Genomic DNA, 16,315 nt, shown 5'->3' on the forward strand with positions numbered 1-16,315 from the left:
ATTACTGTTCTGGCGGCTCAGGCTTCGGGTTCGGTATTGGTGATGAGGATCGTTCGCCGCAATTCGATGGAGAGCCTCTGGCGCAGGCTTTCCGGTGCGTGCTCGCCGCCGCACTTGCGGTTCACGAGGCTCTTGACCTTCTCCTCGATGCCGTACGCCTCGAGGCACGATCCGCACTCGTCGAGGTGCCTCTGCAGCCGCGCCCTCGACGCCTCATCGCATTCGCTGTCCAGCATCAGCCAGACGTCCGCGATGACGGCGGAGCAGTCGAGCTGCTCGAATTCGTCCTGCTCGCTCACCGAGAAACCTCCTGTTCCGAACTCACGACAGCGCCGGCGGGCACATCGTCGGCGCCCCCACGGTTGAATCCACGTTCACGTGCGACGTCGGCGAGGAGCCCCCGGAGCTGCTTGCGCCCGCGGTGCAGTCGCGACATCACGGTCCCGATCGGGGTGCCCATGATCTCGGCGATCTCCTTGTAGGGAAAACCCTCGACGTCGGCGTAGTAGACGGCCATCCGGAACTCCTCAGGCAGGGCCTGGAGTGCTTCCTTGATGTCGTCGTCGGGGAGCGCGTCGAGTGCCTCGACCTCGGCGGACCGCAGACCGGTGGACGAATGCTCGGCCGTTGCCGCGAGCTGCCAGTCGGTGATCTCGTCGGTGGGGTACTGCGCGGGCTGACGCTGCTTCTTGCGGTACGAGTTGATGTACGTGTTCGTGAGAATGCGGTACAGCCATGCCTTGAGGTTGGTGCCCTCGCGGAACGAACGGAACGCCGTGTAGGCCTTCACGTACGTTTCCTGCACGAGATCCTCGGCGTCCGCCGGGTTCCTGGTCATCCTCAGAGCAGCGCCGTACAGCTGATCCAGAAGTGGAAGCGCATCCCTTTCGAAACGCGCGATCAACTCGTCCTGTGGCTCGGCCTGTTCTGCCGTCGGACGGTCATGTTCCTGCACGCTGATCCCTTCGGTCGCCGTGGGCGTCAAGGTTACCGCCAACCGGAGACGCGACGTGGGCTCCATTACCGAGGACATCACGATACGGACCACTCCCTTCGATGCACGCTGTTGTTCTGCACGTACCAACACGACTCCCGCCCGCTGTGTTCCCGGACCGCGTGGCAGAGTGTCTGCCCATGGCCGGAACTGCCACTCCCGCGACGAAACTGCTCGACAAGCACGGCATCGACCACGCCGTGCACAGCTACGCGCACGATGCGCGGGCGGAATCGTACGGTTCGGAGGCCGTCGACGCGCTGGGCGACACCGTCGGCGTCACTGCTCACCAGGTGTTCAAGACACTCGTGATCAAACTCGACACGGGCAAGCTGGCAGTCGCGGTGCTGCCGGTGCCGGAAAAGTTGTCGCTGAAGGCGGCGGCCGCCGCGCTCGGCGCGGGCAAGGCCGTGATGGCGGAGCGCACCGAGGCGGAGCGCTCCACCGGGTACGTGTTCGGGGGCATCTCCCCGCTCGGGCAGCGCAAAGGACTGCCGACGGTCGTCGACGCCTCGGCGCTCGACTGGGACCGGGTGCTGTGCAGCGCCGGCCGCCGCGGCCTCGAGATCGAACTCGCCCCCGCCGACCTGGTGCGACTCAGCGGGGCCGTCACCGCGGCCGTCACAGCAGGCTGATCTGCTCCCCCACCCGATCCTCGTCACGACCGCCGGCTTCGGGGTCGAGGAGTTCCGGTCCGTTGTTCTTCACACTGTTGACGAGCGTGGACACCCGCCGCACGGTGATGTCGGAGAGGGCGTCGGGCGACACCTCGAGCAGGTCGATCGAGGCGGGGTGCTCGGGATCGAGCCACGCGGACCAGCGGTCGCGGGGCATCACCAGCGGCATCCGGTCGTGGACGTTCTCCAGCTGGGCGGCGGAGTCGACCGTGATGATGCTGCAGCTCAGGACCGGAGGCGACTCCTCGACCGCGGGATCGTGCCAGACCGACCACAGTCCGGCCATGTACAGCCGTGAGCCGTCGGCCGGCGACATGAAGTACGGAATCTTCTTCGCCTTGCCCGCCTTCTTCCCGGGCCCGGCCGGGTCTGCCTCGGTCTGCCACTCGTACCAGCCGTCCATCGGGACGAGGCACCGCTTGTACTTGAACGCATTCCGGAAGGCGGGTTTGTTGTCGACCGAATCCGCGCGCGCGTTGAACAGGACCGGCCCCTTGCCGAGCTCCTTGGTCCACGAGGGGACGAGCCCCCAGCGCATCCGCCGGATCCGGCGGGCGTCGTGACGGTCGACCACCGTCAGGACCTGCGTGGTGGGTGCCACGTTGTAATCGGGCGGACCCTCCTCCTCGCCCGCCTCGTTGATCGCATCGAGATCGGCCGCGAGCGTCGCCGGATTCGCCGTGGTCGCATACCTGCCGCACATGGCACCAGAGTCGCACGAACCACCGACACCCGCGACACGCCGCCCACCCCGCCCGGGGCCCCGCCCGATAGGCGAAGATGGAGTCCGTGAGCCTGAGCCTGTGGAACGCCCCCCGTGCCGAAGCGCCCGTCGTCGCGACGGTCGCCCTCCCCGGATCGAAGTCGATCACCAATCGCGCGCTGATCCTCGCCGCACTCGCCGACGGTCCGTCCACCCTCACCGGGGCACTGCGCAGCCGGGACACCGACCTCATGATCGACGCCCTCCGCACACTGGGAACGAGCATCGACACCGTGACGCATGCCGGTGGGCCGGACACGGACACGACGCTGCGGATCACCCCGGGCCGGTTCCGGGGCGGTGCGGTCGACTGCGGCCTCGCGGGCACTGTGATGCGGTTCCTCCCGCCCGTCGCCGCGCTCGCCGACGGGACGGTCCACTTCGACGGCGACGAGCAGGCCCGGACCCGTCCCCTCGACACCATCCTGAACGCGCTGCGCGGTCTCGGCGCGGACATCGACGGCGACTCCCTTCCGTTCACCGTCCGCGGCGCGGGCTCGCTGCGCGGTGGACGGGTCACGATCGACGCGTCGGGCTCGTCGCAGTTCGTCTCCGGGCTGCTACTCTCGGCGGCCGCGTTCGACGAGGGCGTCACGGTCCATCACGACGGCAAGACTGTCCCGTCCATGCCGCACATCGACATGACCGTCGAGATGCTCCGCGAATCGGGTGTCGAGGTGTCCACCCCCGCGACCGGCGGGGAGGCCGATACGTGGCGGGTCGCCCCCGGCGTGGTGCGGGCCGTCGACCGGGCGATCGAGCCCGACCTGTCGAACGCCACCGCCTTCCTGGCCGCCGCCGCCGTCACCGGCGGCGAGGTGACCGTGCCCCTGTGGCCGAGCAGGACGACGCAGCCCGGCGACGCGATCCGCGAGATCCTGCTGACGATGGGCGCGGACGTCCGGCTGGACGGGTCGAACCTGACCGTCCGCGGCCCGCAGAAGCTGAACGGCATCGACATCGACCTGCACGACGTGGGCGAACTCACCCCCACCGTCGCGGCGCTCGCCGCCCTCGCCGACGGCCCCTCCCACCTGCGCGGCATCGCGCACCTCCGCGGTCACGAGACCGACCGGCTGGCCGCTCTCGCACACGAGATCAACTCGCTGGGCGGCAATGCCACCGAGACCGAGGACGGCCTCACCATCGTCCCGGCCGACCTGCACGGTGGGACGTGGCACTCCTACGCCGATCACCGGATGGCGACCGCGGGGGCCATCGTCGGTCTGACGGTCGACGGCATCGTGATCGAGGACATCGGCACCACGGCCAAGACCCTGCCCGGTTTCGAGAACCTGTGGGCCACAATGCTGTCCGCAGCCGCGGGTACCGAACGGAAGGCGAGCTTCTGAGTCGCAGGCAGTACGACGAGTCCGACGTCCGGGTGCGCCCGGGCAGAGGAACGCGCCCGCGCACGAAGACCCGGCCGGAGCACCTCGCCGCGGAGTCGGCGATGGTCGTCTCGGTCGACCGCGGCCGGTGGGGTTGCGTGCTGGGCGGCGACCCCGAGCGTCCCCTCGTCACCATGCGCGCCCGGGAACTGGGCCGGACTCCCATCGTGGTCGGCGACGAGGTGAGCGTCGTCGGTGATCTGTCCGGCAAGCCCGACACCCTGGCACGGATCGTGCGGGTCGCCGAACGCTCCACGGTGCTGCGACGCACCGCCGACGACACCGATCCGTACGAGCGGATCGTCGTGGCCAACGCCCAGCAACTGCTGATCGTCGTGGCGCTCGCCGACCCGCCGCCGCGGACCGGATTCGTCGAACGCGCACTCGTCGCCGCGTACGCGGGCGGGTTGAGTCCCATCGTGTGCCTGACGAAGAGCGACCTCGAGCCGCCCGAGGAGTTCGCGAGTGCGTTCGCCGACCTCGACGTCCCCGTCATCGTGGCCGGTCGTGACGATCCGGTCGACGAGGTCCTGTCGATGCTGTCGGGCCGGCTCACCGCGCTGATCGGCCACTCGGGGGTCGGGAAGTCGACTCTCGTCAACCGCCTCGTGCCCGATGCCGACCGGGCCGTCGGCGTGGTCTCCGGCGTCGGCAAGGGCCGCCACACGTCCACGCAATCGGTCGCGCTGCCGCTTCCGACGGGGGGCTGGGCGATCGACACCCCGGGCATCCGGTCGTTCGGACTGGCCCACATCTCCCCGGAGAACGTCGTGGCCGCGTTCTCCGATCTAGCCGCGGCCATCGAGGACTGTCCGAGAGGGTGCACCCACCTCGGCCCGCCTGCCGACCCGGAATGCGCTCTCGACCAGCTCGAGGGGAAGGCCGCCAAACGCGTCGGCGCGGTCCGTCACCTCCTCACGGCCATCGCGTCCAACGAAGCCTGGTGAGGGACGAACCGCGCCCGTAGCGGAACTTTCTAGCGGGAGAGCAGCGCGCGCAGACCGCGACGCTTGCGGGTGCGCGTGATCGCGCTACGCAGCCCCTGACGGCGGCCGGTCACGGGATCGATTGTCGCCGTGGTGTTTCCACCGAACTTTCGCTCCGATGCAGTCTCGGGAGCGTCGTCCGCCGTCGCCTTGAGGTACTTGTTCGGCAACGACAACTTGGCGATGGTGCGCCACGACTTCCCGTACTGCACGAGGAAGGGCCCGGTCGTGTACGGCAGGTCGTACTTTTCGCACAGTTCCCGCACCCGCACGGCGATCTCCGCATAGCGGTTGCTCGGCAGGTCGGGGAACAGGTGGTGCTCGATCTGGTAGCTGAGGTTGCCGGACATGAAGTCCATGAGCTTGCCGCCCTCGATGTTCGCGCTACCGAGCATCTGCCGCAGGTACCACTGGGCCGGCGTTTCCTTGTCGATGTCCGCCTTGGTGAACTTCTCGGCGCCGTCGGGGAAGTGCCCGCAGAAGATGATCGCGTTGGTCCACACGTTGCGGATCATGTTCGCGGCGATATTGGCGGTGAGCGTGCTCTTCCACGCGGGACCGGTGACCGCGGGGTGGACGACATAGTCCTTGAGGATCTGCTTGCCGACCTTCTCGCCGACCTCGCGGAGCTTGCGCTGGGTCTCCTCGTTCGGCACGCGTCCCTTGGCGACCTTGCCGAGTTCGAGGTGCTGCGCCGCGATTCCGTACTCGAAGAACAGCGCGAGCAGGGTGTTGTACACCAAGTTGCCGGCGTTGAACGGCTTCCACCGCTGGTCACGCGTGACGCGCAGCAGTCCGTATCCGACGTCGTCGTCCATGCCGAGGACGTTGGTGTACTTGTGGTGAATGTAGTTGTGGGTCTGCTTCCAGTGAGCGGACGGACCCGTGACGTCCCACTCCCACGAGGTGGAGTGGATCTCGGGGTCGTTCATCCAATCCCACTGGCCGTGCATGACATTGTGGCCGAGTTCCATGTTCTCGATGATCTTCGAGAGCGAGAGCAAGGCCGTGCCCGCCAGCCAGGCGGGTCGACGCTTGCTGGCGAAGAGCACGGCTCGGCCACCGATTTCGAGGGAACGCTGCAGTCTGATGGTGTTGCGCACGTACCGCGCGTCACGCTCCCCGCGGGACTCTTCGATATCGCGCCGGATCGCATCCAGCTCGCGTCCGAGCGACTCGATGTCGGCTTCGGTGAGATGTGCGTATTCCTTGACGTCTGCAATCGCCATGGGGGACCTCCTCCTGGCTGGGTCGACAGTTCACACCCGATAGGCGCTGACTGGACCTACCGTACCGTAAGTTACGACACCGTAGGTTACCTGGGTGTAGGTGTGAGTGAAATCACCGTCGACGGCGAGGAATCTTGGCCTCTGCGCGGGCACGCAGCGCCGACAGCAGCCCCCGGCGCTGCCCCGTGACGGGGTCCGTACGCAACGTCTCGACCATCGCGGCACCCGCCTCGCGGGCATCGCGGAACTTGCGTTCCGAGGACGTCTCGGGGGCGTCGTCGGCCGTTGCCCGCAGGAAGCGGTCGGGCAGCGCGAGCTTGTGGATCGTGCGCAGGGCCAGCAGGTACTGCTTGGCGAGCGAACCCGTGGTGTACGGCAGGTCGTACTTCTCGCACAGCGCCCGCACCTTCACGGCGATCTCGGGGTACCGGTTGCTGGGCAGATCCGGGAACAGGTGATGCTCGATCTGGTAGCTGAGATTCCCGCTCATGAAGCCCATGATCTTGCCGGAGTCGAAATTGGCGCTGCCGAGCATCTGCCGGAGGTACCACTCGTGCCGGGTCTCGTTCTCGTACTCCGCGACGGTGAACTTCTCGGCGCCGTCCGGGAAGTGGCCGCAGAAGATCACGACGTACGCCCACAGATTCCGGACGAGGTTGGCGGTGGCGTTCGCCGACAGCGTCGACTTCCAGGCGGGCCCCGCGAGCACCGGGAACAGGAGGAAATCCTTGCCGACCTGACGGAAGATCTTGCGAGCGAAATCCTTGTTGGCCTGGGAGTTGAGCTGCCCCTTCTCCGCACCCTCGAGTTCGGCGGCGAAGGTGAGGTCGTGGAGAGCGATCCCCCACTCGAAGGTGGCGGCCAGGATGATGTTGGCGAAGGGCTGCAGCAGATTGATCGGCCGCCACTCCTCGTCGCGAGTCATCCGCAGGATCCCGAATCCGACGTCGGAGTCCATTCCCACAATGTTGGTGAACGTGTGGTGGGAGTAGTTGTGGGCCCGCTTCCAGTGCTCCGAGGGGCCCGTCTGATCCCACTCCCACGACATGGAGTGGATCTCCGGATCGTTCATCCAATCCCACTGGCCGTGCATCACGTTGTGCCCGAGTTCCATGTTCTCGATGATCTTCGAGAGGGAGAGCATGGCGGTGCCGGCGAGCCACGCCGGTCGGTATCGGCTGCCGAACAGCGCGAGCCGGCCACCGAGCTCGAGCAGTCGTTGAGCGCGGATGGCCCGGCGGATGTAGCGGGCGTCGCGGACGCCCCGCGAATCTTCCACGTCGAGCCGGATCGCATCCAACTCACGCCCGAGCGATTCGATGTCCGCTTCGGTCAGATGCGCGAACTCTTTGATGTCGGTGATCGCCACCGTGCTCCTCCGTCTGGTGAGAGTCCGAGAATAGCGGAGTCAGGTGAACAACACGCTGACGCTCACGCGTCGAGCGTGCAGTCCCCTGCCGCCGCGGAGATGCAAGTCTGGACTCGGTCACCTTCGGCATGCTGCTTGCCGGACCTCAGATCGATGGCGTGCCCGGCGAGAATCGGCACGACACAGGTCTGGCAGATACCCATCCGGCAGCCGAACGGCATCAGCGCACCGACCTGCTCCCCGGCCTCGAGGAGCGTGGTGGCGCCGTCGATCGCGACGGTTTTCTCGGCCTTGGCGAACGTGACCGTTCCGCCCTCGCCCGAGGTGTCCGCCCGGGAGACGGCGAACCGCTCGAGGTGCAGCTTGTCCTCGATGCCCTCGTCGCGCCACAACGTCTCGATCTCGTCGAGCATCGGCAGCGGTCCACAGGCCCACGTCTGGCGTTCACGCCAGTCGGGGCACACCTCGTCGAGCGCGGACAGCGCGAACTTGCCCTGACTGCGGGTGAGCTGGATCTTGCACCGGAAGTCGTCGTGCTCCTCGTGGAGCCGGGTGAGCTCGTCGGCGAACATCACGTCGGCGTCGGTGGGCGCCGAGTGGACGTGGAAGACGTCGGGGAGCTGACCGCGGCGGTTCATCGTGCGGAGCATCGCCATGACGGGAGTGATGCCGCTACCGGCGGTGAGGAACAGGATCCGCTCCGGCGGCGGGTCGGGCAGCGCGAAGTTGCCGGTGGGGGTCGCGAGCCGCACGATCGTTCCCGAGGGCACGCCGTTGACGAGGTGACTCGACAGGAATCCCTCGGGCATCGCCTTGACTGCGATGGAGATGAGCTTGTCGTCCCAGTTCGGCGGCGACGTGAGGGAGTACGAACGCCAGTGCCAGCGCCCGTCGATGTGCAGGCCGATGCCGATGTACTGACCCGGCTCGTAGTCGAAGTCGAATCCCCAGCCCGGTTTGATGACGATCGTGGCCGAGTCCGCCGTCTCGGCGCGCACCTCGACGATCTGCCCGCGCAGTTCACGGGCCGACCACAGCGGGTTGGCCAGGTGCAGGTAGTCGTCGGGCAGCAACGGCGTCGTGAGCCGTGCAGCCGCACCGCGCAACCAATTGAGCTTGGACCGCTTGGCGGGCACGACCGCTGCTGCGGGCGCCTCGATCCAATCCTTCAGACCCATCCGACCTCCACCTTTTCCGTCATGACCTACGCTACCGTAGGTTATACAAGCTACGGTACCGTAGGTTACCCCGAGGTAAGAGGATGTACCCGGTCAGAGCAGTTCGAGCAGGAACGGAAGCTCCTGGGTGGCGTACCACGCCAGAACATGATCTTCCGCGTCACCGAGCACGAACTCGGCGTCCGGATCCCCGAGATCGGCCTCGTCGATCGCCGACACGGCCCGCTCGATGTCCGGTTCCGCCTCCGCCAGATCCACGTGCACCGACGCGACCCGGCCGATCGTCACGGGCCCGGGCAGCCGCACCACCGCGTCGTCGAGATCCGGCCGGGGCGTCACGTCGTCCACGTCCGCGGCGACCACCGCGCGCCGGAAGCGCACACCGTCGGTCCCCCCCTCCGCGACCCGGCCCGCGATCAGGCGCAGCGAGGCCCGGGCAGCCTCCGCCATCGCGACCTCGGCCAATTCGTCGTCGTCGCCCGACGAGTACGCCTCACGGAGGGTGGCGGTGACGGCGAAGGCGGTACGGCTCATCGGATCGAATTCCTGGTCGGCAACGAGCCGCTGGAGGATCTCGATCGTCGCGGGAACGTACACCCTCGTCATGCGTCACCCGTCATTCGCACCGCGGACTTCTCACCGGCTGGCATCCAACAACTCCTCGAGAGATTCGTACAGCAGCGCCGCCACCACGTCCACGTCGGCCATGGCGTCACGGTCTGCATTCAAACCGTAGTAGACGTTGCCGTCGTAGGACGTCAGCGCAATGCTCAAAGTCTGGTTTTTCAGCAGCGGCGACACCGGATACATCTCGAGCATCCGCGCTCCCCCGACGTACAGCGGCATCTGCGGACCCGGCGCATTGGTGATCATCAGATTGAACATCCGCTGCGAGAAACTGCTTGCCACACGGGCACTCATCGCGTGCAGCGTGGCCGGCGCGAAACCCGACAAACGCACCAGGGTCTCCGCGGTGACCCGCTGACTCTGCTTCGCGTGCGCCTCCATCGCGTGGGCCACGTGCGAAAGTCGCACCACGGCATTCGGTTCCCCCACCGGCAGGTCGATGAGGAACGACGACACCATGCTCCGCGGATCCGCCCACTCGCCGCGGCGCGACTCCTCCTCGGCGTCGTCCGGGTCGGTCGCATACACCGACATCGGGACCATCGCCCGGACCGTCGTCGACTCGGCCACCGGTTCGCCGCGAGAGAGCAACCAGTACCGCATCGCACCCGACACGACGGCGAGGATGACGTCGTTGACCTCGCACCCGTACTGCGCGCGAATCTTCCGGTAGTCGCCCAATTCGGTCTTGACCACGGCGAAGCGCCGGTTGCGGGAAATGGTCGCGTTGAGCGGACTCGCCGGCGCGACCTGAGTGGCGGTGCGCACCACGGCGGCGAGTTTGCCGACCGCGCGCACGGTTTCGCCGAGCGCCGACGCCATGTCACCCAGCGTCACCCGGAGCGCCGTCAATCCCTCGCCCGGCCGTGCCACCATCTCCGCCAGCGCCCCGGCGATGAGCGTGGACTCGCTGGGCGCGGGGCTCGGCATCCACAACTCCTCGGCCATCGGCCGCCGGGTCTTCGCCGGGTCCAGGATCACCTGACCGATCTCGAGCGCAGTCTCGCCGTCGACGAGCGACGAATGGGACTTCGTGAAGATGGCGAAGCGGTTGTTCGACAACCCCTCCACCAGGTACATCTCCCACAGCGGGCGCGTGTTGTCGAGCGGGCGGGACGTGAGCCGCGCGACCAGGTCGTGCAACTGGGCATCCGATCCGGGCTTCGGCAGCGCCGACCGCCGGACGTGGTACTCGATGTCGAAGTCCTGGTCGTCCACCCACACCGGACGCGACAGCCCCAGGGCCACCTCCCGCACCTTCTGGCGGTAGCGCGGCACCAGACTCAGCCGCTCCTCGACGAGGCTCAGTAATTCCTCGTAGGACAATCCGTTTCGCGGCTTCCGGAAGATCGCGAGCGAACCCACGTGCATCGGCGTGCTGCTCGCCTCGAGGAAATAGAACGACGCATCCTGCGTAGTCAGTCTCGTCACCATGTCGGCGCCTGTCCCCCTTGCATCCCGTCTCGATCCACGTCGAGAAGTATCGCTATCTCGCCCGCGGTGGCCGCACCGTCGACGTGGTGGACCCCGACCATCCCGACCGCCACCGCACCCCGGACGTTGACCGGCAGGTCGTCGACGAAGATACAGTCCCCGGGGTCCAGGCCGAGTGCGTCGGCGGTCAGCCGGTAGATCCGCGGATCAGGTTTGGCGACACCGACATCCCCGGACAGCACGACCCGGTCGACGAACCGGCCGTCGCCGAGTTCCCGCAGCCACTGCGCGCCGGGTCCCCCGGGATCGTTGCTGAGGATCGCGGTCCGCACACCACGGTTCCGGGCACCGGCGAGGACGGACGACAGCCCGTCCATGTCCGAACCGGGACCCGCCAGAACGCCGCCGAAGTCCAATATCAATCCCCGCACGTCCCCACCCTAGGGTCCGCTCCACGGTTCGGCGACACGACGACCGGATCCGTGCGAGTATGACCGCTACGACGGCCGTCTCATGCCGAAACCGGGGGGTAAGAAATGAGTGAGTCCTACACGTTCCTGTCACGGGTGCCGCACTTCGAGCCGGCTGCCCGCGACGTTCCCGCACCGCCGTTGCCGGCGCGTCCCGACGCGCCTTCGGGCGGGCGCCATGCACCGCGCCGCGGTCGGCACCGTCCCTCGCCCCACTCCGGGGCGTCGCCGAGAACCACCGCGGCGGCGCAGCCGGAGACGCTGCCGCTTCCCCCGCGGGATGTCCAGCGATTCACGGAGCAGGCGTTCCGGCTCGTGCTCGAGGTGCTGGATCGGCGGCGCAACGTGCGACAACTGCGGCCGCTGGTGTCGCCGTCGCTCGTCGACGTCGTGCGCACGCTGGCGCTGGCCGATTCGCCGGGCAGGCGGCTCGGCGTCGCGACGCTCGTCCGCGTGCACCTGCGCGCGGTGGACCCCGGCGCGTTCGAGGCGTTCGGCACCTACGGCCGGGGACCCCGGGTCTTCGTGATCGCAGCCCGTGTCGAACGAGCGTCCGACACGGGCTGGATCGTCACCTCTCTGGTGATCGGCTGATCAGGCGCTCCGCGGTCAGCGCTTGCGCTTGGTCCGCGGGGCCTTCTTGCCCTTCGTCTGCGACCGCGCGACCTCACGCCGCTGGCGACGAGTTCCCGCGTCGCCGGCGTCCTCCGACTCGCCCGCTCCGCGGCGGCTGAGCTGGGCGTTGCCGTCCTCTGCGGGCCCCGAGTACGTGAGCCCGCGCGGCTCGCCGTCGTCCAGTCCCTTCGCACGGAGGGCGGACGGCGCGGCCGTGCCCTGAGCCTGCTGCGCGGCCTCCTGGGTGGGCAGCGGACGCGGTGCCGCCGGAGCGGGTGCGGCCGAGGCCGTTGCCGCTGCGGACGCCGCGGTGACGCTGACACCCGCGGCCGGTGCAGCCTGCGGTGCCTGCGCCTCGACCTGGAGATTGAACAGGAATCCGACCGACTCCTCCTTCAGGCCCTCGAGCATGCCGCCGAACATGTCGAAACCTTCGCGCTGGTATTCGACGAGTGGATCACGCTGGGCCATCGCCCGCAGACCGATGCCCTCCTTGAGGTAGTCCATCTCGTAGAGGTGTTCGCGCCACTTGCGGTCGAGCACGCTCAGCAGGACCCGGCGTTCCAGCTCACGCATGGATCCCTCGCCGGCCACACCGTCGATCTCCGCCTCACGACGGGTGTAGGCCTCGTGTGCGTCCTTCAGCAGGGTCTCGCGTAGTTCGTCGGCGGTGATGTCGTTCGTCTCGCCGTCGTCGCTGTCGCCGACCAGTTCCTTATAGTCGACGCCGACCGGGTACAGCGTCCTGAGCGCCGTCCACAGCTGTTCGAGATCCCAGTCCTCGACGTATCCCTCGGCGGTGGCGCCGTCGACGTAGGCGGTGACCACGTCGGTGATCATCTTCTCGACCTGGCCCTCCATGTCCTTGCCCTCGAGGATCTGGCGGCGCTCGTTGTAGATGACCGTGCGCTGCTGGTTCATCACCTCGTCGTACTTGAGGACGTTCTTGCGGATCTCGAAGTTCTGCTGCTCGACCTGCGTCTGAGCGCTCTTGATGGCCTTCGAGACCATCTTCGCCTCGATGGGAACGTCGTCGGGCAGGTTGAGCCGGGTCATGATCGACTCGAGCGCCGCACCGTTGAACCGTCGCATCAACTCGTCGCCGAGTGACAGGTAGAACCGCGACTCACCCGGATCGCCCTGACGGCCCGACCGGCCGCGCAACTGGTTGTCGATACGCCGGGACTCGTGCCGCTCGGTGCCGAGAACGTACAGCCCGCCCGCCTCGCGGACCTTGTCCGCGTCGGCCTTCACCTCGGCCTTGACCTGGTCGAGGACGTCGTCCCACGCCGCCTCGTACTCCTCCGGGGTGTGCACGGGGTCGAGTCCCTGCTTACGCAGAGCGATGTCCGCGATGATGTCGGGGTTGCCGCCGAGCACGACGTCGGTGCCACGACCTGCCATGTTGGTCGCCACGGTGACCGCGCCCGACCGGCCGGCCTCGGCGATGATCTGGGCTTCCTGCTCATGGAACTTCGCGTTCAGCACGTTGTGTGCCACGCCGCGCTTGGTGAACTGCTTCGACAGGTACTCGGACCGCTCGACGCTCGTGGTGCCGATCAGGACGGGCTGGCCGTTCTGGTGGCGCTCGACCACGTCGTCGACGACGGCGTCGAACTTGGCTTCCTCGGTCTTGTAGATCAGGTCGCCGTTGTCGACGCGGACCATCGGCCGGTTGGTGGGGATCGGGATGACGCCGAGGTTGTAGATCTGGTGCAGCTCGGCGGCCTCGGTCTCGGCCGTACCCGTCATGCCCGACAGCTTGTCGTACAGGCGGAAGTAGTTCTGCAGTGTGATCGTGGCGAGGGTCTGGTTCTCGGCCTTGATCTCGACCTTCTCCTTGGCCTCGATCGCCTGGTGCATGCCCTCGTTGTACCGGCGGCCGACAAGGACGCGGCCGGTGAACTCGTCGACGATGATCACTTCGCCGTCGCGGACGATGTAGTCCTTGTCCTTCGTGTAGAGCTCCTTGGCCTTGATGGAGTTGTTCAGGTAGCTCACAAGCGGCGAGTTGGCGGCCTCGTACAGGTTGTCGATGCCGAGCTGGTCCTCGACCAGTTCGACGCCGGCCTCGTGGACGCCGATGGTGCGCTTGCGGATGTCGACCTCGTAGTGCACGTCGCGCTTGAGCAGCGGGGCGATGCGGGCGAACTCCGCGTACCACTTGCTCGAGGCGTCGGCGGGGCCGGAAATGATGAGAGGGGTTCGAGCCTCGTCGATCAGGATGGAGTCGACCTCGTCGACCACGGCGAAACTGTGACCGCGCTGGACGAGATCGTCCAGGGAGTGCGTCATGTTGTCGCGCAGGTAGTCGAATCCGAACTCGTTGTTGGTGCCGTATGTGATGTCGGCCGCATATGCCGCGCGGCGCTCCGCGGGCGACATGCCGGACAGGATCACGCTGGTGTCGAGGCCGAGGAAGCGGTGGACACGGCCCATCCACTCGGAGTCGCGCTTGGCGAGGTAGTCGTTGACCGTGACGACGTGCACGCCGTCACCGGCAATCGCATTGAGGTAGGCGGGCAACACGCAGGTCAGGGTCTTGCCTTCACCCGTCTTCATCTCGGCGATGTTGCCGAAGTGCAGGGCCGCGCCGCCCATGATCTGCACGTGGAAGTGCCGCTGGTCGATGACCCGCCAAGCCGCCTCGCGGGCGACCGCGAACGCCTCGGGCAGCAATTCGTCGAGCGTTTCGCCGTCCCGGTAGCGGGCGCGGAACTCCTCGGTCTTCGCGCGGAGCTGCTCGTCGGTCAGGTCTTCGACCTCGGGTGACAGCGAGGAAACGTGGTCGGCGATGTGCTTCAGTCGCTTGACCATGCGACCTTCACCAACACGGAGCAGCTTCGATAGCGACAGCGACGGCACAGTCTTGTTCGTCCTCAATCTTCGGCAGTGGATGGGTGACACACAAAATCCGGCCGGAGGTCCGAGAACCCCGGCCGGATTCCATGGTAGGCGCTTCCGCGATCGGACGAGTAGACCGACCGCTCAGATCGTCAAGCGGAACGGGAGTACATCACGCCAGACGTATCAATCCGTAGTCGAACGCGTGCCGCCGGTAGACGACGGCCGCCTTGTCCGATTCCTTGTCGTGGAACAGGAAGAAATCGTGTCCTACCAGCTCCATCTCGTACAAAGCGTCGTCGATGGTCATCGGCGTGGCCTTGTGTTCCTTGGTGCGCACGACATGACCCGGTGTGTGCTCTTCCGACACCTGACCATCCAGGGAGATGTCGGGACTGATGCCGAGACTGTCGTCCTCGGCGAGTTCGGCGGTGGCCTCCGCCACCGACACCGGGGTCTTTTCCCCGTAGTGGACCTTCTTCCGATCCTTGGTGCGGCGGAGCCTGCTCTCGAGCTTGGCGGTCACCGACTCGAATGCTGCGTAGAAACTGTCGGCGCTTGCCTCGGCTCGGGCTACCGGCCCCTTGCCTCGGGCAGTGATCTCGACGCGCTGGCAGTTCTTCCTCTGGCGTCGATTGGGTTCGTGTTGAAGTTCGACATCGAACAGGAATATGGAGGGATCGAAGCGCTCGAGGCGCGACAGCTTCTCGGAGACGTACACGCGGAAGTGGTCGGGTACCTCGACGTTGCGTCCCTTGACGACGATCTCGGCGTGGGGGGTATCCGTCTTCTCTTGTGCATCCGTAGTGCGGTCGTCGACGAAAACCGAGGCTTGCGAAGGGGTCGTCACTCGTACCTCCCGATTACGGCCCCGCCCCTTGGTGGGCGGCGGCGAGTTTGAGCAATGCCGGAAGGGGGTCCGCCCGGCACCAGGTTCGAAGTTCCACCTCCTACCTGTGTTTTCGGGTGTGTCCGCGACGCTAGTACGTAACGCGCGCGAGTGCCACTGTTCGGCAGAATTTCATCCGACACCCGCCACGACGACCACCGCACCGACTCGGATACCCACTCGCGACAGCACCCGAACCGACTCGGCAGCGGTCGCCCCGGTGGTCGACACGTCGTCCACCAGCACCACCGAGGTGCGTTGCGGCGCAGCCGATTCCGAGGCGAGATGGCGTGCGAATCCTGCACCGCTACGCGTCAACCGGACGCCACCCTCGAGGTTTACTCGACGTTGATCGGCGCTCAGTCCGACCGAATCGCGCACGCCGCGACGCATGACGAGGGCCGGACACACCCGCCTCGCCCCCACCGCGGCGACGGCGATCCGGGTGACGGGGTCGCCGCCGCGCGCACGGGCCGCCCGGGGACGCGTCGGGGCCGGCACGAGAACCACCGGCGCCAGGTCCGGCGGGTCGAGTTCACCCCACTGCTGCAGGCGGCTCACCGCACCCGCCACGGCGGCTCCGAGCGGCACCGCGAGATCGCGACGGCCCCGTTCCTTCGCAGCGATCACCGCCCGCCGGCGTGGACCCGAGTAGGGTCCGAGCGCCCACACGTCGACACCCGGATCCACGCGGGGCCGGAGCAGCACGGGATCGTCGGCCAGCTCCGCGGCGCAGCGGGCACACCACTGCGTGCCCGGCACCCCGCACCCGCCGCATTCGGCGGGCAGGATCAGGTCGAGCAGGCTCCGAAGGCCGGGCAGGGCTGGCATGCGGGCAGTATCCGTGCC

General features: G+C 67.3%; 16 protein-coding genes. 4 read left to right on the forward strand and 12 right to left on the reverse strand.

Annotated elements, in window-relative coordinates; genetic code table 11:
* Positions 1 to 17 precede the first annotated feature (17 nt).
* Together rsrA and RJ1_RS07295 are read right to left on the reverse strand one after the other, a co-directional pair.
* Entirely contained in the window at positions 18 to 299 is a 282-nt protein-coding gene (gene rsrA / locus RJ1_RS07290) for a mycothiol system anti-sigma-R factor (protein WP_015890105.1), read from the reverse strand.
* Positions 296 to 1,033, reverse strand: coding sequence for a sigma-70 family RNA polymerase sigma factor (locus RJ1_RS07295; protein WP_073359319.1), 738 nt, complete (start codon positions 1,031 to 1,033; stop codon positions 296 to 298). The genes rsrA and RJ1_RS07295 overlap by 4 nt, the downstream gene beginning before the upstream one ends.
* 101 nt (positions 1,034 to 1,134) lie before the next feature.
* On the opposite strand from RJ1_RS07295, the gene ybaK reads away from it, so the two are divergent.
* Complete coding sequence (gene ybaK, locus RJ1_RS07300; protein WP_073359321.1) at positions 1,135 to 1,629, forward strand: Cys-tRNA(Pro) deacylase; 495 nt, start codon at positions 1,135 to 1,137, stop codon at positions 1,627 to 1,629.
* Here ybaK and RJ1_RS07305 read toward each other — a convergent pair.
* Positions 1,616 to 2,374 carry an SOS response-associated peptidase gene (locus RJ1_RS07305; protein ID WP_073359280.1) on the reverse strand — a complete coding sequence of 253 codons (759 nt, stop codon included), beginning with the start codon at positions 2,372 to 2,374 and terminating at the stop codon, positions 1,616 to 1,618. The two genes, ybaK and RJ1_RS07305, sit on opposite strands and share 14 nt — an antisense overlap.
* A 77-nt stretch (positions 2,375 to 2,451) precedes the next feature.
* Here RJ1_RS07305 and aroA point away from each other — a divergent pair, with 77 nt between their 5' ends.
* Together aroA and rsgA are read left to right on the forward strand one after the other, a co-directional pair.
* Positions 2,452 to 3,786 carry a 3-phosphoshikimate 1-carboxyvinyltransferase gene (aroA, locus tag RJ1_RS07310; RefSeq protein ID WP_073359281.1) on the forward strand — a complete coding sequence of 445 codons (1,335 nt, stop codon included), beginning with the start codon at positions 2,452 to 2,454 and terminating at the stop codon, positions 3,784 to 3,786.
* Positions 3,732 to 4,772, forward strand: coding sequence for a ribosome small subunit-dependent GTPase A (gene rsgA / locus RJ1_RS07315; protein ID WP_083400687.1), 1,041 nt, complete (start codon positions 3,732 to 3,734; stop codon positions 4,770 to 4,772). The genes aroA and rsgA overlap by 55 nt, the downstream gene beginning before the upstream one ends.
* A 29-nt stretch (positions 4,773 to 4,801) precedes the next feature.
* Here the strand turns inward: rsgA and RJ1_RS07320 are convergent, their stop codons facing one another.
* The 6 genes from RJ1_RS07320 to RJ1_RS07345 form a co-directional block, all read right to left on the reverse strand.
* Entirely contained in the window at positions 4,802 to 6,040 is a 1,239-nt protein-coding gene (locus tag RJ1_RS07320) for a fatty acid desaturase family protein (RefSeq protein WP_073359282.1), read from the reverse strand.
* A gap of 112 nt (positions 6,041 to 6,152) precedes the next feature.
* On the reverse strand, positions 6,153 to 7,409 hold the full coding sequence (locus tag RJ1_RS07325; RefSeq protein ID WP_073359283.1) for a fatty acid desaturase family protein: 1,257 nt from the start codon (positions 7,407 to 7,409) through the stop codon (positions 6,153 to 6,155).
* A gap of 62 nt (positions 7,410 to 7,471) precedes the next feature.
* A complete protein-coding gene (locus RJ1_RS07330) occupies positions 7,472 to 8,587 on the reverse strand; it encodes a ferredoxin reductase (RefSeq protein ID WP_073359284.1) in 1,116 nt (371 codons plus the stop codon).
* A gap of 93 nt (positions 8,588 to 8,680) precedes the next feature.
* Entirely contained in the window at positions 8,681 to 9,193 is a 513-nt protein-coding gene (locus RJ1_RS07335; RefSeq protein WP_073359285.1) for a DUF6912 family protein, read from the reverse strand.
* Positions 9,194 to 9,223: 30 nt separating this feature from the next.
* Positions 9,224 to 10,648 (reverse strand): WS/DGAT/MGAT family O-acyltransferase, encoded by a 1,425-nt coding sequence (locus RJ1_RS07340; protein ID WP_073359286.1) that lies wholly within the window; start codon positions 10,646 to 10,648, stop codon positions 9,224 to 9,226.
* Entirely contained in the window at positions 10,642 to 11,079 is a 438-nt protein-coding gene (locus tag RJ1_RS07345; RefSeq protein ID WP_073359287.1) for an HAD-IA family hydrolase, read from the reverse strand. Before RJ1_RS07345 ends, RJ1_RS07340 begins: the two co-directional genes overlap by 7 nt.
* Before the next feature lie 105 nt (positions 11,080 to 11,184).
* Between RJ1_RS07345 and RJ1_RS07350 the strand changes: the two genes are divergently transcribed.
* On the forward strand, positions 11,185 to 11,712 hold the full coding sequence (locus tag RJ1_RS07350; RefSeq protein ID WP_073359288.1) for an Rv3235 family protein: 528 nt from the start codon (positions 11,185 to 11,187) through the stop codon (positions 11,710 to 11,712).
* Between the two features lie 15 nt (positions 11,713 to 11,727).
* Here the strand turns inward: RJ1_RS07350 and secA are convergent, their stop codons facing one another.
* The 3 genes from secA to RJ1_RS07365 form a co-directional block, all read right to left on the reverse strand.
* A complete protein-coding gene (secA, locus tag RJ1_RS07355; protein ID WP_073359289.1) occupies positions 11,728 to 14,598 on the reverse strand; it encodes a preprotein translocase subunit SecA in 2,871 nt (956 codons plus the stop codon).
* A 151-nt stretch (positions 14,599 to 14,749) separates the two neighbouring features.
* Positions 14,750 to 15,427 carry a ribosome hibernation-promoting factor, HPF/YfiA family gene (gene hpf, locus RJ1_RS07360; protein WP_073359290.1) on the reverse strand — a complete coding sequence of 226 codons (678 nt, stop codon included), beginning with the start codon at positions 15,425 to 15,427 and terminating at the stop codon, positions 14,750 to 14,752.
* A gap of 171 nt (positions 15,428 to 15,598) precedes the next feature.
* Positions 15,599 to 16,297: a ComF family protein gene (locus RJ1_RS07365; RefSeq protein ID WP_073359291.1), complete on the reverse strand. Its 699-nt coding sequence runs from the start codon at positions 16,295 to 16,297 to the stop codon at positions 15,599 to 15,601.
* Between the last annotated feature and the right edge of the window lie 18 nt (positions 16,298 to 16,315).

This window comes from Rhodococcus jostii NBRC 16295 (assembly GCF_001894825.1).
Taxonomy (GTDB): domain Bacteria; phylum Actinomycetota; class Actinomycetes; order Mycobacteriales; family Mycobacteriaceae; genus Rhodococcus_F; species Rhodococcus_F jostii.

What these genes read in the sequence shown, in the direction of transcription:
- RJ1_RS07340 (WP_073359286.1), bottom strand. Translation starts at nt 10,648, where the DNA reads ATGGTGACGAGACTGACTACGCAGGATGCGTCGTTCTATTTCCTCGAG.
- RJ1_RS07320 (WP_073359282.1), bottom strand. Translation starts at nt 6,040, where the DNA reads ATGGCGATTGCAGACGTCAAGGAATACGCACATCTCACCGAAGCCGAC.
- ybaK (WP_073359321.1), top strand. Translation starts at nt 1,135, where the DNA reads ATGGCCGGAACTGCCACTCCCGCGACGAAACTGCTCGACAAGCACGGC.
- aroA (WP_073359281.1), top strand. Translation starts at nt 2,452, where the DNA reads ATGGAGTCCGTGAGCCTGAGCCTGTGGAACGCCCCCCGTGCCGAAGCG.
- RJ1_RS07295 (WP_073359319.1), bottom strand. Translation starts at nt 1,033, where the DNA reads ATGTCCTCGGTAATGGAGCCCACGTCGCGTCTCCGGTTGGCGGTAACC.
- RJ1_RS07335 (WP_073359285.1), bottom strand. Translation starts at nt 9,193, where the DNA reads ATGACGAGGGTGTACGTTCCCGCGACGATCGAGATCCTCCAGCGGCTC.
- RJ1_RS07330 (WP_073359284.1), bottom strand. Translation starts at nt 8,587, where the DNA reads ATGGGTCTGAAGGATTGGATCGAGGCGCCCGCAGCAGCGGTCGTGCCC.
- RJ1_RS07305 (WP_073359280.1), bottom strand. Translation starts at nt 2,374, where the DNA reads ATGTGCGGCAGGTATGCGACCACGGCGAATCCGGCGACGCTCGCGGCC.
- RJ1_RS07350 (WP_073359288.1), top strand. Translation starts at nt 11,185, where the DNA reads ATGAGTGAGTCCTACACGTTCCTGTCACGGGTGCCGCACTTCGAGCCG.
- RJ1_RS07365 (WP_073359291.1), bottom strand. Translation starts at nt 16,297, where the DNA reads ATGCCAGCCCTGCCCGGCCTTCGGAGCCTGCTCGACCTGATCCTGCCC.